This is a genomic window from Rufibacter ruber, assembly GCF_001647275.1.
Classification (GTDB): domain Bacteria; phylum Bacteroidota; class Bacteroidia; order Cytophagales; family Hymenobacteraceae; genus Nibribacter; species Nibribacter ruber_C.
In genome coordinates this window covers 85,950-106,538 of the sequence record NZ_LRMM01000006.1, presented here as the reverse complement: position 1 = coordinate 106,538, position 20,589 = coordinate 85,950, and the positions used below count along the sequence as shown (strand labels likewise).

Here is a 20,589-nt window from a genome sequence, read left to right as displayed (position 1 = left end):
AACAAAGCTCCTGTTGAGGGCTTCTCCTTTTTCTTTACTAAAGTTCCGGCGTTTGCTTATGCCGCCGTTTCTGGCCTGTTTTTCAGAAAACAGCCCAGAAACAGGGAGTCCCAATAGACCTGAGCAAACGCTTGCGCCACGGCTACACCAGAAAGTGCTCCTCAGTTTTCCTGCTGGAAGTTTCTTAGTTCACCTTTTTGTTCAACGTTTACCTTTATCTTTAGATCTTGACAGATTCCTTTCCCTCACCCATGACGAACAGAACAAATTACCATATCCATAAAAAAAATCTGCTGGCTGCCGGGCTGGTCGGCCTGGGCCTCCTGTGGTCCTGTACCTCCAAAGTTCCGGCAACCGACCCTGCCGCTGCCCCAAATAACACTCAGCAGATCCTGCAGCAGAAAATTTACCCGGTGCTGGTGGCTTTGCAGAAAGACCGCCTCAGAAATGAGCTACAGAAGAACGCGGTGCTACAGGGGGTGGCCCGGCAGCGCGCGCAGCGGGTTCGGCAGGCCACCCAGAACTGCCAGGATGTGCCCTGTCTGGCCAATGCCGTGCAATGGAGTTCTGCAGATGTGCAGGAAGCCGGCAACGCCCTGGTAAAAGCCTATGCCGGCAGCCCGGCCCTGAAAGAAGCCATTCAACCATTGCGCGAGAGCGGGGCCTATGCCCTCTACGCCAGCCAGCCAGATACCGCCTTTTTGCGCAGTGCGTGGCAGCACGCCACGCAGGCCATGAACCACGCCACCGATGTGTATCTCAAAGGAAAGAAACCGCGCTACCCCAAGATTGACGCCATCAGTTTTGAAGGGACAGATCCCGCTTTTCAGCAGACGGTGCGGCAAACCCTGGAGAAGGTTGCCAATGACCACGGCAAAGGGCTGTTCTTTAAAATTCCGCTTCATGCGGCGCTCCAGGCGCTGGCTATTAACGGCCGCGACGAAGCGGCGCGTTATGAGCCGCTGCAGGAAGGGATGAATGCCGCCCCATTCAGACAGGCCAAAACCACCCCCTGGAAGAAGTATACATACAGTGTGATTCTGGTGCCCGGTTTCGGGCCGGAGGACCCGGCCATTGTGCTGGAAGAGAAAGCCAAAGTGCGCTGCCGCATGGCACTGGAGCGGTTTGAAAAGGGACTGGCCCCGTTTATTGTAGTTTCTGGCGGGAACGTGCACCCCAACAAGACTCCTTACAATGAAGCCGTGGAAATGAAAAAGTACATGGTAGACAACCTGGGGGTAGCCGAAGAAGTGGTGATCATTGAAACGCACGCCCGCCACACCACCACCAACCTGCGCAACACCAACCGGCTGCTGTACCTGCTCCAGTTGCCGCTGGAGAAACCCATTCTGGTGGTGACAGATGAAAGCCAGAGCAGCTATATTCTGAGGTTCGAGAAAAAGGCGATCCAGGAGCTGGGCTACGCCCCTTTCGCCAACCTGAAAAAGCTGTCTGAGGTGGAGACCGAATACTACTCTGTACCCGCGTCCCGGCACATTGATCCCCTTGACCACCTGGATCCCTAATTTTAACTTTCTGTTTTAGGGCTGTTTTTGGAAAAACAGCCCCGAAACAGAAAACCTGTTTCACGCAAAACCCTTCTCCTTTACCCTATGAAACCCCGTCTTTCCCTGCTGATTCTTTGCATATTGCTTCCTTTGTTCTCCGCCGCGGCGCAAGACACCTTAAAAACTGCTTTCAAATACAAGGATGCACGGGCACTCACCCTGCTGGGCAAACCTGCCACGGTGCAGGACAGCGGGTACCACCGTATCTATGAGCCGCAGCGCAAAGACGTGCCCAAGGCCGTGGCGGGGTTGGCCACCAATTCGGCGGGGATAATGGTGCAGTTTCAGACCAACTCCAAGGCAATCAAGCTGAAGTGGGCATTGGCCAAGTTCAACACCCTCTGGAACATGACCCCTGCGGCCATCAACGGGCTGGACCTGTACGGCTGGAACGGCAAAAACTGGCAATATGTGGCCACCGCCCGCCCCACCGCCCTCCAGAACGAAGACCTGGTGGTGAGCAACCTGGACGGACAGCTGCGCCATTACCGGGTGCACCTCCCGCTGTATGCGGCCGCTGAACAGGTGCAGGTAGGGGTGGAGGAGAGCGCCACCCTTGAAAAAGCCTCCCAGGATTTTATTCCCCGTAAGAAAGTGGTGATTTACGGCTCCAGCATTACCCAGGGGGCATCTGCCAGCCGGCCCGGTATGGCGTATCCGGCTATTCTCAGCCGCCAGCTCAACCTGGAGACGTTTAATCTGGGTTTCAGCGGAAGCGGCAAAATGGAGCTGCCCCTGGCTGATATTCTAGGTCAAATGGAGGCCGATGTGTACGTGCTGGACTGCGTGCCCAACCCCTCACCGGAGCAGATAAAGGAACGGGCGGTGCCCTTCATCAAACGGCTGCGGGAGCTCAGACCTAACACGCCCATTCTCATGGTGGAAAGCATCTTCAGGGAAAACGCGCACTGGGACCAGGAGAAGAAAGTGACGGTGACCCGCCAGAACCAGGAGTTCAGAAAAGCTTTTGACCAGCTTAAAAAGGAAAAGTTTGCCAACCTGTATTACCTGCCCACCAAAGACTTGATTGGCCATGACCATGAGGCCACCCTGGACGGGAGCCACCTCACTGATGTAGGCTTCACCCGCCTGGCGGATAAAGTAGGGAAACAACTTAAAAAACTGTTGAGGTAGTAGTGAGTGAGTGAGTGAGTGAGTGAGTGAGTGAGTGAGTGAGTGAGTGTTTTCTGTTTTCGGGCTGTTTTGGCTAAACCAGCCCGAAAACAGAAAATTATGCATGGGTAAAATTAGTACTTTCCTTTGTAACCTTCCTTGCCTTACAACCCTTCGCGGTCAAAGGCATGAATGGCTACGTCTTTTGACTTTTTGACTCTGGTTTCTTTGCTTTTTTCTACCTCAATGCCTTGTCTGGTGTCATAGACTCTGGTTTTCCTGCCCCAGCCCCTCACCTCTGATTTGTCTTTCACCTCATCTTCGCCCATGCCGCCGTAGATGTTCACCCTAATGCCTTTGCTGGCTTTGCCGGTCAGTTCAAATTCGTCTTCCTCGCCCAATCCGTAGAGATTAACAGAGCGGGTGTGATCTTTTTCAAGCAGCCGCTCATAGACTTTGAGCGGTTTCTGTTTTTCATCTTCCGGCACCTGGAACACTTGCACCAGGGTGTTTCCGTTGGGTTGGCGTTCTACTATAAATTTCTCCTGCTGGTCTGTACCTGCAATGAGTACCTCTGCGGCCAGGCGCCGGTATAGGTGCGCGGCGGCTTTAGGCAGCTGTTGCCGGCGTGACTTGAGCTTGGCCAGGATTTTTTTCCCGGAGAGGTCATACACCGCGGCAGGGAGGGCGGCTACCGAGGCTTCTAAAACACTGTCTGTGAGCTGGCGCTGGAGTTCCAGGGCCGCCTGTTGCCATTGCTCAGCGGTGACTTCATTGAGTACGCGGGCATCAATGAACTGGGCATTCTCCAGGTAGCCTTTGACAGAGGAAATATTGGTATGGAAGCTTTTCATTTTACGCAGGGGAGCCCACCGGCGGGAGAGCAGCCACGGGAAAAAGCCGTCATCAAATTTGAAGAAAGCCTGATCCCGGTCTTTGGGCACGGGGGAGTAGGAAGTGACCCGGCCCGTGTCATACACCGCCCACTGCCATTGCCCTTCATGCCGGTCCCAGTCACCTATGAACACATCAAAGAGGCGGGCTTTGGCAAAGGCCTGCTGGTTGGGCAGATGGGAGTGCCGGGTGAACCGGTTCTTCAGGAAATCTTCTGAGTCAACCAAGTCTTTGGCTTTCCCAAAGTAGCGGGTGAGGGCTTCCTTCCCTTCGTTTTTCTCTTCCAGCAGAAACACTTTGTCCTGAAACGCGCTGGCGCTGTCGCCCAACCCTTTGGCGTTCTTCCTGATGTACACAAAGCGGGGGTGGCTGTGGTAGATTCTGGCGCCTGCGGCCAACTGAGACACCACTACCGCCCCATACGGGTGGGCCGCTGAGGTCTGGTCGCGCAGCAGGTTGGTGAGAAAGGTCTTACGGAGCCCCTTGGGCAGGATTTCCTGCGGATCTTTGTCAACTGAGCGCAAGGCAAACTGCTTGCCGTTGTCGTCTTCCAGGGTCAGGCTGGTGGTTTGCATGCCGCCGCCAAGTTTTTCGGGCGAAAGCCCGCCGTGCATTCGCTGCAGGTCCAGCACGGGGAGCCTCACCGGCTGGGCCCAGACATCACGGTAGTGTTTGCCCCACCAGAGGTTGTGCCACCAGCTGCGGTCATAGTGTTTCCCGGCCACCACTGTGGCAGAATCCCATTGGGCATTGTTCTCCTTTTCAATGGTGCCCACCAGGGCAGACTCCTGAAAAAAGTTTTTGCGGGCGCATCCTTCTAACAGGAGAATAGTACAGATAAAAAGGAATAGATATCTTCGCATATTTTAATATTCACCTTTTGCCATACAGAAAGCCGAAGCCAAAGGTTTTACTTTCCCGGTGAGCCTGGTTTTGGACTGGGGGGGAGGCACGAAATCAGGAAAAGAAGAACATGAGCCCTTCCTTCTCAGTATAAGTACGGCTATGATGGAGATGAATACGGATTTCAGGAAGATGAGGTGCAACTGTTTATGGCTGTCCCTGCTTTTTCTGCTGCTCACCCCGTCTTTTGGCAGCGCCCAGTCTCCAGACTCCACCGTGACCGTGGCCGCCGGAAAGCACTATCTGCGGAGCGGGTTCCACCGGTTCTGGTGGGGGAGCCATTATAGAAAAGTATGGGCACAGCCGGTGCAGGCGCCGCTGCTCTGGGTCAGTACTTTTCAGGGCGGGGTGAAGCCGGTTAAAGAAGGAGGCAGCTTTCAGACCAAAAACCTGCGGCTGGTAGATTCTGTGGGGCATGAATACGTGCTGCGCTCCATTGACAAAGACCCCTCCGTCGCTTTGCCTGAGTTTCTGCAGAAGACCTTTGTAGCGCGGCTTATGCGGGACCAGACCAGTGTGATTCACCCGTACGGGGCGTTTATTGTACCCGCCCTGGCTTCCGCAGCCAATGTTTACCACACCAACCCCAGGTTGGTTGTTATAGCAGATGATGCTGGGTTAGGGCCCTTCCGGAAAGATTTTGCCAACATGCTGGCCCTTCTGGAAGAGCGACCAGACGGCAACTGGGAAAACCTGAACAGCTTTGGGAACCCTTCCCTGATTGTCAGCTCCAGAAAGGCATTTGGGGAACTGTTGAAGCACCCGGAGCACCAGGTAGACGCCCGGCGGTATCTGCGGTCCCGGTTGTTTGACATGTGGCTCAGTGACTGGAGCCGCCGCGAAGACCAGTGGCGCTGGGGAGTGGGCGGGGAGAACGAAACCGTGACGTATGCACCCATACCCCGGGACCGGGACCACGCTTTTTTCAAGTTCAATGACGGGGTATTGACCAAACTGGTCTCGCTGTTCAAGAAAAATTACCAGAGTTTTGACGGCAGCATTGTGGGCAGTAATGTAGCGGGGTTGATAATGGCCTCAAAGCAGATGGACTCTTACCTGCTGGCCTACCTCTCTGAGCAGGAATTCACGCAGGAAGCCCTTGCCTTACAGCAAAAATTGAATGACCAGGTCATTGCGGGGGCGCTGCAAAACTGGCCGCCCCAGATAAAAGAACTCACCCAGGCCGAATTCACCAAAAAGCTGAAAGACCGCAGGCAAGACCTGCCAGAGGCAGCCACCGCCTTTTACAGGCAGCTCAACAGGCACGTAAAACTGGCGGGAACGGCAGAGCGGGACCTGTTCCAGCTGGAGTTCCGCCCAGACGGGAGCTTGACCGTGCAGCACTGGTCCCAGCCCAAGGGCGGGGAGCGGCAGTTGTGGCACCAGAAAACGTTTTATCCGGCAGAAACCAGGTCTTTAGCGATCTACGGGCTGGGGGAGGAAGATGAGTTAAAGCTCACCGGAAAAGGTAAAAGCCAGATGAAAATTTCCTGGTACGGCGGCGAAGACACAGACAAGATCTCCCTGGCAGATTCTTTTGATCTCTCTGGCAAAAAAATACAAGTGCTGGATGAGGAAGACGGGAATGAATACCCTGCCCACAAGCGCATCCACTACAGGGGTTATTCTCCCAAAGCCAATGAATTTACCGTAGAAGGCTGGCTCCTGCGCCACCGTTTGCATTAGAAACTCCGTTTTCGGGCTGTTTTTTCAAAAACAAGCCGAAAACAGAAACCGCCGCTTAAGAAAACACCAGCACCTTGTCATTGTGTTTGGTGCGCAGATACCCCCTGATGATCTGCTGGGTGTCTTTGTTGTCATTGTAGGGCTTGATGGCCCCTTTAAAATCTTCCAGACCGGTGGCCGTGAAGGTTTCATCTACGTACCCAAACCCCAGGTAGCAGCCGTTGTCTACCACCACCACAGACTTCTCCTCCTGGTTTGCCGCGGCGGATGATCACAAACGAGTCATGGTCATACTTAAAGGCCTCTACCGCCTCCAGCACCCGCTGGTTGTATTCTTCTGGCGACTCTTTGCCTATGCAGGCGCCTTTGCACTGGTGCACCTGGTAGTCAAAACAGGCTCCGTTTGACTTGTACAGGTCGCAGAGTTTCTGGCAGAGGTTGTACTTGGCCACGCGGCTGAACAGGAAGTTCTTGGCCTGAAACTGGTTGGCCATGGTGAGCATGGGAGCCACTTCGGTCTTGGCTTTCTGATAGGTGAGGCGCAGGTAGCCCTGCTGGTCATAGTAGGAGTAGATGCCGGAGTGGTAGACGCTGCGCCGCTGGGCCCGGTTGTAGTAGGGTTTGCGCTTCTTTATCTCATCAGACTCAAAGAGCAGGGCCACCAGTTCACTGCCGGTGCGTTCATAGGTGATGCTGGCAATGCGGTTCTTGAACTCTACAGACTTCTTGCTTTTATAGTCAATGTTGAAGTGTTGTATGATGCGCTTTCTAATGCTCTTGCTCTTGCCTACGTAGATGACCTCGCCGTGCTCATCATGAAAGTAATACACCCCCGCCTCCAGCGGAAGCGCCTGCACCATCTCACGTGAGATAGCGGGCGGCAGGAGAGAGGTCTTGATTTCAGAAGAGATAGTAGAGGCTGTATCTGGTTTCTCCTCCTGATGGTCATTCACCTTGTCAGCGTCTATTTTAAGGAGCCGGTCAAACAGGACTGAAGTCGCCTCTGCGTCCCCAATGGCACGGTGGCGCATCTGTAACGGAATGCCCACGCTCTGGCAAAGCTTGCCCAGGCTGTAGGAGGGGAGCCCCGGCATCAGTTTACGGCTAAGCCGAACCGTGCAAAGGGTTTTGCGCTGAAAGGTAAAGCCAAGGTCGGCAAACTCCTTTTTCAGGAAGGAATAGTCAAAGCGCACATTGTGGGCTACAAACACATTGCCTTCTGTGATCTGCACAATCTGCTTGGCCACCTCATGAAACCGGGGGGCGTCTTTCACCATCTCATCTGTGATGCCGGTGAGTTGGGAAATAAAGAAAGGAATGGGCCTGCCGGGGTTGATGAGGCTATGGAACTGGTCTACCACCTGGTTTCCGTCATGAATGAAAACCGCTATCTCTGTGATGCGGTCTTCAGCAGGCTGGCTGCCGGTGGTTTCTATGTCAACTATGGCGTACACGCGCTACATCTAAAGGGTTTGAAGGCGGTACCTCCGCCCATACCTAAACCATTATTTTTAGCATTTCGTTTCATGTGCCTTTTCTGTGCGGCAAGGTTCCCATAACCGCTTTTCCTGTTTTTGGGCTGTTTTTACAAAAACAGCCCAAAAACAGGAAAAGGCTATTTCTTTCTCCGGCGGTTAAACCGTTGCAACAGCTTGTTCCCTTTTTCCTCTGCCTGTATGTCGCCCAGCAGATAACCGAACGGCTTCAACGGCTCAGAGGCATCAAACAGCACCTTGAGAATAGCAATAAGCGGAATGGACAGGATCATGCCCGGGGCACCCCAGACCTCCCCGCCCAGAATCAGGGCCACAATGGCGGCAAACGGGTTTATACTCACGCGGGAACCCACCACAAACGGCGTAATGAAATTGCCTTCCAGAAACTGCACAAAGGCAAATATCCCCACTACAATGAGCATTTGCCCCACAGAACCCGTGCTTACAAACACAAACAAAGCCGGTAAAAGAGCCCCTATCAAAATGCCTATATAAGGTATGATGGTCAGGATGGAGGCCAATACCCCAAAGAAGATGGCGTACTTCACGCCCATGATGAGCAGCCCGGTAGAGTTGAGCACAGACACAATCACAATCACGATCAGCAAACCGGAGAGATATCCCTGCACCACATGCTGAATATTGTCTACGGTGCTCATCAGGCTGCCCCGGCGGTCAACTGAGATAAACTGGAACATGAACTGGCGCAGGTGGTCTCTGTAGTAGAGCATACAGAACACATAGATGGGGATAAGCGTGAGCACGGTCAAGGCCCCGGTGGTGAGGGAGATGGTGCTGCCCAGAAATGCGGTTCCCGTTTGGGTAATGCTGCCCATTGCCTTCTGCAGGAACTCATTCTTGTTGGTGGGCTTAATCCCGAAACGCTCATACAGCATCTGCTGAAACTTGGCGATGAGCAGTGAAATCTTTGCGTTAATCTCCTGCAGTTCCGCTGAAAAACTGGCAATCTGTGAGGAAAGGAACCAAACCAACAGGCCCAATATGAGAATTACCACCACCAGCGAAATAGTAATGGACAGCGCCCGCGGCATGTGTTTCTCCAGGGCCCGGGCCATGGGCAGCAGCAACAGCGCAAACAGAGCTGAAAAACAGATAGGGATCAGAATGGAGCTGAACGACTGCAAGAAAAAGAGCAGCAGGTAAAGCCCTATCAGGATCACAACATATCTTACATAGTTTGGTAATTTAATTTCCATAGGTGGTGGTGCGTAACGTCTTAAAGGAGCAGGAATTAGAGTAGAAATTGCTAATAATATTAGTATGAAAATGTTTTTTAGGCTTTAAAATCTATTTTGGCTAAAAAAATAAGCACAAAAGGTTGTTCTGAATGAACTGGAAACCGCTATATTTGGTTACATAGTAGCTATGAAACAGACACCTACTCCTCCTTTTCAGGGGTTAAATTCCTGGAAAGCCACCTGTGCGCCGGCTTTCTAAAATCATTGTCACTGATCAGAGCATAGCAAAGTACACGCAAATTTTCATTTATTTTACCGAATTCTACTAAACCCAAACGTTCCCCATGGCAGAACCGAGCAATGTTACTTACAATGAGGATAGCATCCGTTCCCTTGACTGGCGAGAGCACATCCGGCTGAGGCCGGGTATGTATATTGGCAAGCTGGGTGATGGCTCCTCTCCTGATGATGGTATCTACATTCTGGTGAAAGAGGTGATAGACAACTCCATTGATGAGCACATGATGGGGCATGGTCGCACCATAGAAGTTAAAATTTCAGACCATAAAGTGGTGGTGCGTGACTACGGCCGCGGTATTCCGTTGGGCAAGGTGATTGATTGCGTAAGCAAGATCAACACCGGCGGTAAGTATGACAGCCGCGCCTTCCAGAAATCAGTGGGTCTGAACGGGGTGGGTACCAAAGCGGTGAACGCTTTGTCAACCCACTTCAGAATCCAGTCTGTGCGTGACGGGCAGACCAAAGTGGCCGAGTTTGTGCGCGGCGAGTTGGTGAATGATGAGCCGCTGCAGGAGACCAATCAGCGCAACGGTACCACCACCACCTTTGTGCCAGATGACACCATCTTCAAGAACTACCACTTCATTCCGGAGTTCCTGGAGAACCAGATCTGGAACTACGTGTACCTCAATGCAGGCCTCACCATCCACTTTAACGGGCAGAAGTACTACTCAGAGAATGGCCTGAAAGACCTTCTGAGCCGCAAGATTGATGAAGAGAGTATGCGGTACCCCATCATTCACCTGAAGGGGGATGATATAGAGTTTGCCCTGACCCACGGGAATGACTATGGCGAGGAATATTATTCCTTTGTGAACGGCCAGTACACCACCCAGGGCGGGACCCACTTAGCGGCTTTCCGGGAGGCGGTGGTGAAGACGGTGCGCGAGTTCTACAAAAAAGACTATGATGCCACAGACATCAGAGGTTCTATTGTAGGCGCCATTGCCATACGCGTGCAGGAACCGGTGTTTGAAAGCCAGACCAAGACTAAGTTGGGTTCCATCAATGTGGCCCATGAAGGGCCTACGGTGCGGAACTTCGTGAATGACTATGTCAAGGAGCACCTGGACAACTACCTGCACAAGAACCCCACGGTAGCCGAGGCGCTGAAGAAAAGGATAGAGCAGAGCGAGCGCGAGCGCAAAGACATGGCCGGGATCAAGAAACTGGCTAACCAGCGCGCCAAGAAAGCCAACCTGCACAATAAGAAACTGCGCGACTGCCGGTTCCACTTAGGCGAAGGTAAAGATTTGGAAAAAGAAGCGTTGACTACCCTGTTCATCACGGAGGGGGATTCAGCTTCCGGATCTATCACAAAGTCCAGAAACGTGGAGTTAGAGGCGGTGTTCAGTTTGCGCGGAAAGCCGTTGAACTGCTTTGGGCTGAAAAAGAAGATTGTGTACGAGAACGAAGAGTTTAACCTGCTGCAACACGCCCTCAATATTGAAGAAGGGCTGGAAGGGCTTCGCTATAACCGCGTGGTCATTGCCACCGATGCCGACGTGGACGGCATGCACATCAGGCTGCTCATGATGACGTTCTTCCTGCAGTTTTTCCCTGACCTGGTGAAGAACGGGCACTTGTATATCTTGGAGACTCCTTTGTTCCGCGTGCGGAATAAGAAGGAAACCATTTACTGCTATGATGAGCAGGAAAAGCAGAACGCCATGCGCAAACTGGGCAAGAACCCGGAGATCACCCGGTTCAAAGGGTTAGGAGAGATCTCACCGGAGGAGTTCGGGAAATTCATTGGCGAGAATATCCGTCTGGAGCCGGTAATTTTGGGTAAGACCGAACAGAACCTGCAGAAGATCCTGTCTTACTACATGGGCAAGAACACACCGGAGCGCCAGCAGTTTATTATTGAGAATTTGAAGATTGAAAAAGATATAGTAGAGGAGGTATATGCTTAACGAAGAATTGGAAAACGAGAACAACCTGGAACTGGAAGGGCAATTGGAAGGGGAAGAGACTATCCATGACATTGCCTCGGTTTCTGGTCTGTACGAGAACTGGTTTCTGGACTATGCCTCTTATGTGATTCTGGAGCGGGCCGTGCCTGCCCTGGAAGACGGTTTCAAGCCGGTTCAGCGCCGCATTATGCACGCCATGAAGGAAATGGACGATGGCCGTTTCAACAAAGTGGCGAACATCATTGGCCAGACCATGCAGTACCACCCGCACGGCGATGCCTCTATTGGGGACGCCATTGTCAACCTGGGGCAAAAAGACCTGCTCATTGACACCCAGGGAAACTGGGGCGATGTACGTACCGGCGACAGTGCCGCGGCGGCCCGTTATATTGAGGCCCGTCTGACTAAATTCGCCCTGGATGTGGTGTTCAACCCGCAGACCACCGAGTGGCAGCTGAGCTATGACGGCCGCAAAAATGAGCCGGTGACCCTGCCCGTTAAATTCCCGCTCTTGCTCGCGCAAGGGGTGGAGGGGATTGCCGTAGGCTTGTCTACCAAGATCATGCCCCACAACTTCAGGGAGCTGATCAAAGGTTCTATTGACGTGCTTAAAGGCCGGAAGACGCAGCTGTTACCTGATTTCCCAACGGGAGGTTTAGGTGATTTCACTAATTACAACGGAGGCTCAAAAGGCAGCAAAATACGTCTGCGCGCTACCATTGAAAAGGTTGACAAATCGCTCCTGATCATTAGAGACGTGCCGTACGGTACCACTACCACGGCGCTCATGGACTCTATTGTGAAGGCCAGTGAGAACAACAAGATCAAGATCAAGAAGGTGGTAGACAACACCGCGGCCAACGTGGAGATACAGGTGCATATTCCGCCCGGGATTTCTCCTGACCTGACCATTGACGCCTTGTACGCCTTCACAGATTGTGAGATTTCCATTTCGCCCAACACCTGCGTGATCATTGAAGACAAGCCCCGCTTCATGACCGTAGATGATTTGCTGCAAATGTCAACGGTGAAGACAGTGCGGTTGCTGGAGCGCGAGCTGGAGATTAAGATGGGGGAGCTGGAAGACCGGTGGCACCAGTCTTCGCTGGAGAAAATCTTTATTGAGAACCGGATCTACCGCGACATTGAAGAATGCGAGACCTGGGAGGCCGTTCTGGAAGCCATTGACAAAGGCCTGGATCCATATAAACCGCTGCTTCGGCGCGAGGTGACGCAAGACGATATCATTCGCCTAACAGAGATTAAAATCAAGCGTATCTCTAAGTTTGATGCTTTCAAGGCAGATGAGTACATCAAGAAGCTGGAAGTCGAAATGGCCGAGGTGCTGGATAACCTGGCTAACCTGACCCGTTACGCCATCAGCTACTTTGAAGGGCTGCTGGCCAAGTACGGTAAAGGCAAAGAACGCAAAACCCAGATCAGAACCTTTGATGTGGTGTCTGCCCAGAAAGTGGCCGTGGCCAACCAGAAGCTTTATGTGAACCGCAAAGACGGCTTTGTGGGCTATGGCCTCAAAAAAGACGAATTTGTATGCGATTGCTCTGACATGGATGACATTATTGCCATTAGAAAAGATGGCAAGTTCATGGTGAGCCGCATCAGTGACAAGATCTTCATGGGCAAAGACATCATTTATGTGGGCGTCTATAACAAGAATGACGAGCACATGGTGTACAACATGATCTACGTAGACGGGAAGACCGGTATCTCGTTTGCCAAGCGTTTTGCCGTGACCTCTATTACCCGTGACAAGGAGTATGACTTGACCAAAGGGGAGAAGAACTCAAAAGTAGTATACCTGACCGCCAACCCTAACTCTGAGTCTGAATTGGTGAGCATTACGCTACAACCCGCCAGTACGGCCCGGGTAAAACAGTTTGACTTTGATTTTGCCGAACTTCTCATTAAAGGAAAGGGTTCGCAAGGCAATATTGTGACCAAGCACCCTATCAAAAAAGTAGTGCAGAAAGCGCTGGGTGAGTCTACCCGCGGCGGTCGTGAAATCTATTATGACGAGGTGATTGGCCGTCTGAACACAGAGAGCAGGGGCCGCTACCTGGGCTCTTTCAACACAGATGATACTATATTGGTGATCTACAAAGATGGTTCGTATGAATTGACTTCCTTTGAACTGTCAAACCACTATGATGTGCAGAATATTGAAGCCATTCATAAGTATTCACCAGAACTGGTGGTATCTGCTGTCTATACAGAAGGGGAGACCAAGGTCACTTACGTGAAGCGCTTTGTAGTGGAGACGAGCACCGTTGGGAAACGTTTTATGTTTATCAGCGAAACCAAAGGTTCTAAATTGTTGGCAGCCACGGTGCATCCAGCACCTAAAGCGGAGATCAAATTTCAGCGGGACAAGAAATCTGATAAAGAAACAGAAGTTCTGCTGCTGAGTGATTTCATTGATGTGAAGGGATGGCGCGCCATGGGTAACAAACTGAATTACTACAAGATATTTGGCGTAACGGTGCAGAAACTTGAGCAAACAGAGGTTTTATCAGTCAAAAATAGCACTAAAACAATAAAACCTTTAAAGATAGAGCCACCTGTTATTGATCAACTGGCACCGTCTTTTTCCAGTGGAGATGAAATTAAATTAGATATTCAACCTACACAACCTAAAGCAGTTGCAACCGTAGAAACTGAACAAAACGGGGATCTACCAACGCCTGCCAAGGCCGGAAAAAAACAGTTGAACCTTTTCTAGGAAAAGCAAACTGCAATTTGTAGATTACCCTTACGTTGTAATTAAACAATAATAAGAAGGGGAGCATGCGAAGCACTACTAAGGTTATTTTATTGCTAGCCTTGCTCATTAGTTTACCGAACCTGCCCATCCTGGCGGGTGGGTTAGGTTCGGATAAACTATTATGGGAGGCGAATCAGTTATTCAGAGATTACAAAGACTCAGAGGCCCTGGAAAAATATGAACAGGTCCTTGCCAATGACCCTTTACAGATGGAGGCACTGTGCAAGGCCAGCCTTGTGAGCGGCCGTATTGGCAACCGCTTTTCTGATGACACTTCTAAAGGCATATATTTTAAGAAAGCGTTTGCTTTTGCTGAGCGTGCTGTAGCCGCTGAACCTGCTAAGGCAGAACCTAACTATGTTATGGCACTTGCCCTCAGCTATCTGTGCCATACCGCCTCTCTAAAGGTCCGTATGGAGCAGATGGTGCAAGTTAAATACCATTTAGATGCGGCCCTTGCCTCAGACCCTGAACATGCGGCTTCCTGGCATTTGCTTGGCCGCCTGAAGTATAAGCTAGCCAACCTTTCCTTTGCAGAACGTACCGCCAGCAAGTTGTTCAACATCTCACAGTTGCCAGTAGAGACCAATGAACAAGCCATTGAAGCCATTAAAAAGTCAATTGAACTAGCCCCGTCTAATCTGCTATATTACTATGACTTAGCCCGGGTGCAGCGGGAAGTGAACCAGAAGACAGAATGCGTGACTACTTTGCAAAAAGCCCTGGATCAAAAACTCATCACCACTGAAGACCTGGAACTGAACAGGAAATGTAAAGTACTGCTTCAAGAAGTAATGAACGTACGTTCTTAGATCTTCAGCACAGGTCAATAAAACAGCAAAGGTGCCTACAGGGCACCTTTGCTGTTTTATTGAATTATCATTCCAACGTAGGGGTTTTTGCTTTCCATCTGTCTACTGAAAAGGAAATTACTATTCAAGGGAAGGTTTGCACTACTTACTTCTAATGAATTTGCTGATATTCATCAAATTATAGAAGTGCGTCACATGGAAAAGTTTTCCTAATTCCTATATTCGTGTTTCAAAACAAGCCTAGTGAAAAAAATTTTGCTTTTTGTCCTGCTGGTACAAGGCATACAGGCCGTTATGGCCCAAAATGCCCCCATTACCGGCAAGGTCATTGACGTTGATACCAAACAGCCTTTAGATTACGTGACAGTGCACCTTTCAGGGGCTAAAGTTCCCGTTTTCACAGATGAGGCTGGGCGGTATGAGTTGCGCAATTATTCCCTCACTGACTCTGTTATCTTTACTTTGCTTGGGTATACGCCTGTCTCCAGATCCATCAAGGCTCTCCAGAAAAACGGTTTGATTAGTTTAGACCGGCAGAGTTACGCCATTCAGGAAATAGTGATCAGGCCCCAGGAAAATCCTGCTTACCGTATTGTACGCGCCGCAGCCCGGAACAAACACCTGCACCTGCCAGAGAACCAGCCAGCCGCTCAGTTCAGAACCTATACCCTTATGAAGGGAAGTATTCTGGAGAGGGAGGCAAAAGATAAGAAAAGGGGCTTCTCCAAACGGTATGCCCCCTATTTAGACAGTGTTTCTGTGAGTGACACCCCCCAGCGCATGGCGTCTCTCCCTGTGTTTCAGTCTGAGACCATAAAAGAGACCTTTTATACCAATGCCCCCCGTAAATCAAAAGAAGTGTTATTGGCCAGTAACGTAGTGGGGGTGGGTATTGAGAAAGAGAACCAGATCTCCCAGTTATTGAATGCGCAGGCAGAGCATTTCTCGCTCAACCAGAACCACATGCGCATGTTTGACAAAGAGTTTGTCAGCCCTATTGCCAACGGCTGGGCAAACTATTATGACTATGACCTCATGGATAGCGTGGAGACGGAGAATGGCAAAGTCTTCCGTCTCAAAATTATCCCCAAGCGTCCGCAAGATCTGACGTTTGAAGGGTATATGTGGATTGCTGACGGCTCTTTTTCGCTACGCCGCATAGAGCTCAAAATGAACAAAGACGTACGGCTTAACTTTGTAAGCGACCTGCAGATTGTGCAGGCCTGGGATGCCAAGAACCCCACCATGCTGCCGTTGTCCAGTAAACGTAAATTCCAGATTTCTGGCTTACCGGGCACAGACGTACGCATTTACGTGGAGACCATCACCAATTACTCAGATCTGCAGCTGAACAACCCTAAACCCACTGATTTTTACTCCAGTACCCATCAGATTGCAGACTCTGCCATGAAATACAAAGAGTCTTTCTGGCAGGAAGTGAGACCGCAGGCCTTTTCTGTGGCTGAAATAAAGCGGGCAGAGCAGATCAGGCAGATAAACAGATTGCCAGAAATCCAGAGCACCGTTAAGTTAATCAGAGTCATTGTAGAGGGCCACATGCCTATTGGCGAAAAGTTTGAATGGGGACCGGTGTTTGGGGCGTACGTGTTCAATAACGTGGAGGGAAGCCGGTTCCAGTTTGGGGGCCGGACCACTGAAGAGTTTCACCCGAACTGGATTCTCAATGGTTACGCCGCTTATGGAACCCGTGACAAGTCAATCAAAAGCCTCTTGAACGTGCGGTACGTGGCGGAGCGGGAAAGATGGACAGAGTGGGGTATGAGCTACCTCAATGATGTAGGGCCAGCTGCTATGGACCTGAACAACACCCAGGTAAACAGCCTTTTCTTTTCGGCCTTCAGGTGGGGTAAGTTAAATTTCCCCTATGAGCAGGAGCGGGCTCAGGTATGGGCAGAGCGGGAGTGGTTTCAGAATTTCAGGCAGCGCCTTACGCTTAGCCATACCAACTACCGCCCAGTGTTTGAAGTAGCCCCGGCGGGGGATGAAGGGGTAGACCCAAAATTTGCCGGCTTCAGAAGCACAGACATTACCCTTAACCTTACGTATTCACCTGATCTGAAAATGCTGATCAGGCACCACCAGAAATTCCCTATCTCAAATTCAAACTCCCCGGTGATAGGGCTGGAGGTTTCTGCCGGGGTAAACGGTGTTTTGAATTCTGACCTGAACTACCAGCAAGTGACTCTGTCTGTAGACCAGCGGGTACGGGCCGGGGTGCTGGGGTATGGGCGTTATTATTTCAGGGCAGGCAAAACGTTTAACCGCGTGCCGCTGCCAATGCTGCAGGTGCCCACAGGCAATGAGACCCCATTTTTCATTCTGCACGGGTACAACCTGATGCCTTTTTTCGCTTTCGCCACAGATCAATACGTGTCTCTGCGGTATGACCACCATTTTGAGGGAGCCTTTTCCCTTACCAACCGCTTGCCCTTGCTCAAAAAAACCAGAATGCGCCTGGTGGCAGGCGGTGCCGTCTTATACGGCAGCCTGAGTGATAAAAACAAATCGGCTGGGGTAGTCAACGAGCTGGAGCAGGGAGAATTCAGAGGCCTAGGCAAAGACCCGTACGCTGAGGTGAACATTGGCCTGAAGAATATTTTCCAGTTGATCAGGGTAGACGTAATACACCGGTTGACCTACCGTAACTTAGACGCTCCGCTGTGGGGGGTGAAACTGGCAATAGCGGTCAATCCATAACTGCGTTTTGGGGCTGTTTTGAGAAAAACAGCCCCAAAACGTAAAAAAAGCCCTTAATCCTGTATCTTCGCCCGAACGTCTTTGGTAGATTCACTCGCGGCATGCGTTATCCTGTAAAGCTGGTTCTTTTCTCCTTCCTCGGCCTGGCCTCTTGTTCCCAAGAGACTATGCAGGAACGTATGTTTCTGCCTTCCAAGGTAGACAGCAGCTTAAAAACTCAGATTCAGGAAATATCCAGGGCTCTGGAGAAAGGCAACGAGGAGCCGGAGTGGTTCCTGAAAAGGGCCAGGCTATATCTGGCCGGTGGCAACCAGCAGGCAGCTTTTCAGGACCTGTCTACTGCCACGGCCTTGAACCCTTCCCTGGGAGAGGCTTATTTTCTGCAGGCAAAGATACAGGTGGCCCGCAAAGAATATCAGGAGGCCATGAAAAGCATGATGCAGGCCAAGGCCTTCAACTATTACACTCCAGAATCAGAAGCTGTACTGGCGCAGACCTACGTGGGGCTCGCGCTTTATGAAAAAGCGTTAACCCCAAGCGCCCGGGCGGTCAGGCTCAGACCGGGGGAGCCTACGTATTATGTATTGCTCGCACGCGCGCAGGCGGGAACTGGTGACACCACCAGGGCGTTGTATAATTTAAAACGGGCACTGCAGCGGGATTCTACCAACCTGGCGGCGTTCAGAGAGCTCAGCTCTATTTATACCGCCCAGAGCAGGTTTGAAGAAGCGTACCCCATGGTACAGGCTGGTGTAAAGCAGGAGCCCCAGGATGGTATCTGGTGGCGCAGGTTAGGTCAGGTTTTGTTAAACCAACGGCTCACTGACACGGCCATGGCCACCTTTGCCAAAGCCATTGACCTGGAACCTAAAGACGCAGAGGCGTATGCCGGCATAGCCGAGGGCTGGTATAAGAAACGGCAGTATAGCCTGGCTTTAGAGAACCTCCTGAAGGCGCAGGAACTGGGCTTGAAACTCAATGACAACACCCGTTGGCTACTGGCCACCTGTTTTGAATGGACAGGGCAACGCGAATTAGCCCGGCAGCACTATCATTTACTGGTGAGAAAGCACCCGGAGAACCCCCGGTATGCCGCTGCTTTGCAGCGGATCACCCGCCCCATAAGAAGAACATTCATTGATACTATAGCGGCGAAATCTGTTTTTTAGCTATTTTGCGAAAAACAAGCCGAAAACGAGAAGTTATACACTTGCCATATGATTAAGATCACCTTACCCGACGGATCCATCAGGGAGTACCAGGAGGGCGTAAGCGGCATTGAAATTGCCGCATCCATTAGTGAGGGGCTGGCACGCAACGTGCTGGCAGTAAAAGTAAATGGATCAGTGTGGGACCTGACGCGCCCCATTACCCAAGACGCCTCTGTACAGCTGCTCACCTGGAATGATGATGAAGGAAAAGCTACCTACTGGCACTCCTCGGCCCACTTGATGGCAGAGGCGCTGGAGGCGCTGTACCCCGGTGTTAAGCTGGGTATTGGCCCTGCCATAGACAACGGCTTCTATTATGACATTGACTTGGGAGATGACCGCACCCTTTCACAGGAGGATTTCCCTGCCATTGAGCAGAAAATGCTGGAGTTGGCCCGTCAGAAAAGTGAGTTCGTGCGCAAACCTATCAGTAAAGATGAGGCCATTGCTTATTTCACTGAGAAAAACGATCCTTATAAGCTAGACCTCCTGGAAGGGCTGGAAGACGGTTCCATAACCTTTTATACCCAAGGTAACTTCACTGACCTTTGCCGCGGCCCCCATATTCCGAACACCGGGTTTATCAAGGCAGCCAAATTAATGAACGTGGCCGGAGCCTATTGGCGCGGTGATGAGAAAAGTAAGCAGCTGACCCGGGTGTATGCCATCACGTTTCCTAAGCAGAAGGAACTCACTGAGTATCTGGAGCGTCTGGAGGAGGCAAAACGCCGAGACCACCGTAAGTTGGGCAAAGAACTGGAGCTGTTCGCCTTCTCAGAGAAAGTAGGCATGGGGTTACCGCTGTGGCTGCCCAAGGGAACCATGCTGCGTGAGCGTTTAGAGCAGTTCATGCGCCGGGCCCAACAGAAGGCAGGATATCAGCCGGTGGTAACTCCGCACATAGGCAGCAAAGAGCTGTATGTGACCTCTGGGCACTATGAGAAATATGGGGCAGACTCGTTCCAGCCCATCAAGACGCCAAATGAAAATGAGGAGTTCTTGCTGAAGCCCATGAACTGTCCGCACCACTGCGAAATCTATAAGACCCGCCCGCGCTCCTACAAAGAGCTTCCGGTGCGGCTGGCCGAGTTTGGGACGGTGTACCGGTACGAGCAGAGCGGCGAGCTGCATGGCTTGACCAGGGTGCGGGGTTTTACCCAGGATGACGCCCACATTTTCTGCCGCCCAGACCAGGTGAAAGAGGAGTTCAAGAAAGTAATTGACCTGGTGTTCTATGTCTTCAGGGCGCTGGGCTTTGAAGATTATACGGCCCAGATCTCCTTGCGGGACCCTGAGAACAAAACCAAATACATTGGATCAGATGATGTTTGGGAGAAAGCCGAGCGCGCCATCATTGAAGCCGCCGAAGAGAAAGGCCTGCGCACCGTAACCGAGTTGGGCGAGGCTGCGTTCTATGGACCTAAGCTGGACTTCATGGTGAAAGATGCCTTGGGCCGCAAATGGCAGTTAGGTACCATTCAGGTGGACTACAATTTGCCGGAGCGCTTCCAGTTGGAGTATATTGGCTCAGACAATGAAAAGCACCGTCCGGTCATGATTCACCGCGCACCTTTTGGTTCCTTGGAACGCTTTGTGGCGGTTTTGATTGAGCATTGCGGGGGGCACTTCCCGCTGTGGCTGAGCCCGGAGCAGGTAGCCATTCTGCCTATCTCTGAGAAATACCATGACTACGCCCAAAAAGTGTTAGACCAGCTGGCCGAGCAGGATATAAGAGGCCATGTAGACACCCGTGACGAGAAGATTGGCCGTAAAATCAGGGATGCCGAAGTTGGAAAAGTGCCGTACATGCTCATTGTAGGGGAGAAGGAGCAGGAGAATGAGATTGTCTCCGTGCGTAAGCATGGCCTTGGTGACATGGGCAATATGCGGGTAGATGCCTTTGTAGATAACTTCAAAGCGGTGCTGGCAGACTTGTTAGGATAAAAATTATAGAGAATTACTTTTATTTTACGGGGTTTTATGCGATATTC

The 20,589-nt window shown here is 51.4% G+C and carries 13 protein-coding genes; 9 read left to right on the top strand and 4 right to left on the bottom strand.

The genetic code is table 11. The annotated features are described in order from the left end of the window. The first annotated feature begins 251 nt into the window (after positions 1-251). On the top strand, positions 252-1,526 hold the full coding sequence (locus A8O25_RS04160; RefSeq protein WP_066831234.1) for a YdcF family protein: 1,275 nt from the start codon (positions 252-254) through the stop codon (positions 1,524-1,526). 87 nt (positions 1,527-1,613) lie between these two features. Next, a complete protein-coding gene (locus A8O25_RS04155; RefSeq protein WP_074987934.1) occupies positions 1,614-2,702 on the top strand; it encodes an SGNH/GDSL hydrolase family protein in 1,089 nt (362 codons plus the stop codon). Between the two features lie 143 nt (positions 2,703-2,845). Here the strand turns inward: A8O25_RS04155 and A8O25_RS04150 are convergent, their stop codons facing one another. After that, on the bottom strand, positions 2,846-4,438 hold the full coding sequence (locus tag A8O25_RS04150; protein WP_066831232.1) for a hypothetical protein: 1,593 nt from the start codon (positions 4,436-4,438) through the stop codon (positions 2,846-2,848). A 142-nt stretch (positions 4,439-4,580) separates the two neighbouring features. Here A8O25_RS04150 and A8O25_RS04145 point away from each other — a divergent pair, with 142 nt between their 5' ends. Next, positions 4,581-6,164: a hypothetical protein gene (locus A8O25_RS04145; RefSeq protein ID WP_066831230.1), complete on the top strand. Its 1,584-nt coding sequence runs from the start codon at positions 4,581-4,583 to the stop codon at positions 6,162-6,164. 55 nt (positions 6,165-6,219) lie between these two features. On the opposite strand, the gene A8O25_RS23685 is transcribed toward A8O25_RS04145, so the two are convergent. The 3 genes from A8O25_RS23685 to A8O25_RS04135 form a co-directional block, all read right to left on the bottom strand. Further along, positions 6,220-6,402, bottom strand: a complete 183-nt coding sequence (locus A8O25_RS23685; RefSeq protein WP_241498928.1) for a hypothetical protein — start codon at positions 6,400-6,402, stop codon at positions 6,220-6,222. Then, positions 6,353-7,618 (bottom strand): exonuclease domain-containing protein, encoded by a 1,266-nt coding sequence (locus A8O25_RS04140; RefSeq protein WP_241498927.1) that lies wholly within the window; start codon positions 7,616-7,618, stop codon positions 6,353-6,355. Before A8O25_RS04140 ends, A8O25_RS23685 begins: the two co-directional genes overlap by 50 nt. 161 nt (positions 7,619-7,779) lie before the next feature. Beyond that, on the bottom strand, positions 7,780-8,877 hold the full coding sequence (locus tag A8O25_RS04135) for an AI-2E family transporter (protein ID WP_066831228.1): 1,098 nt from the start codon (positions 8,875-8,877) through the stop codon (positions 7,780-7,782). Between the two features lie 326 nt (positions 8,878-9,203). On the opposite strand from A8O25_RS04135, the gene A8O25_RS04130 reads away from it, so the two are divergent. From A8O25_RS04130 to thrS, 6 genes are all read left to right on the top strand, one after another. After that, entirely contained in the window at positions 9,204-11,075 is a 1,872-nt protein-coding gene (locus A8O25_RS04130) for a DNA topoisomerase IV subunit B (protein ID WP_066831226.1), read from the top strand. Continuing rightward, on the top strand, positions 11,068-13,815 hold the full coding sequence (locus tag A8O25_RS04125; protein WP_082893431.1) for a DNA gyrase/topoisomerase IV subunit A: 2,748 nt from the start codon (positions 11,068-11,070) through the stop codon (positions 13,813-13,815). Before A8O25_RS04130 ends, A8O25_RS04125 begins: the two co-directional genes overlap by 8 nt. Positions 13,816-13,916: 101 nt before the next feature. Continuing rightward, positions 13,917-14,669 (top strand): hypothetical protein, encoded by a 753-nt coding sequence (locus A8O25_RS04120; RefSeq protein ID WP_161947690.1) that lies wholly within the window; start codon positions 13,917-13,919, stop codon positions 14,667-14,669. A gap of 243 nt (positions 14,670-14,912) precedes the next feature. Beyond that, a complete protein-coding gene (locus tag A8O25_RS04115) occupies positions 14,913-17,387 on the top strand; it encodes a DUF5686 family protein (protein ID WP_066831221.1) in 2,475 nt (824 codons plus the stop codon). A 167-nt stretch (positions 17,388-17,554) separates the two neighbouring features. Beyond that, positions 17,555-18,556 carry a tetratricopeptide repeat protein gene (locus A8O25_RS04110; RefSeq protein WP_066831219.1) on the top strand — a complete coding sequence of 334 codons (1,002 nt, stop codon included), beginning with the start codon at positions 17,555-17,557 and terminating at the stop codon, positions 18,554-18,556. 48 nt (positions 18,557-18,604) lie between these two features. Further along, positions 18,605-20,542: a threonine--tRNA ligase gene (gene thrS / locus A8O25_RS04105; protein WP_066831217.1), complete on the top strand. Its 1,938-nt coding sequence runs from the start codon at positions 18,605-18,607 to the stop codon at positions 20,540-20,542. Positions 20,543-20,589: the final 47 nt, after the last annotated feature.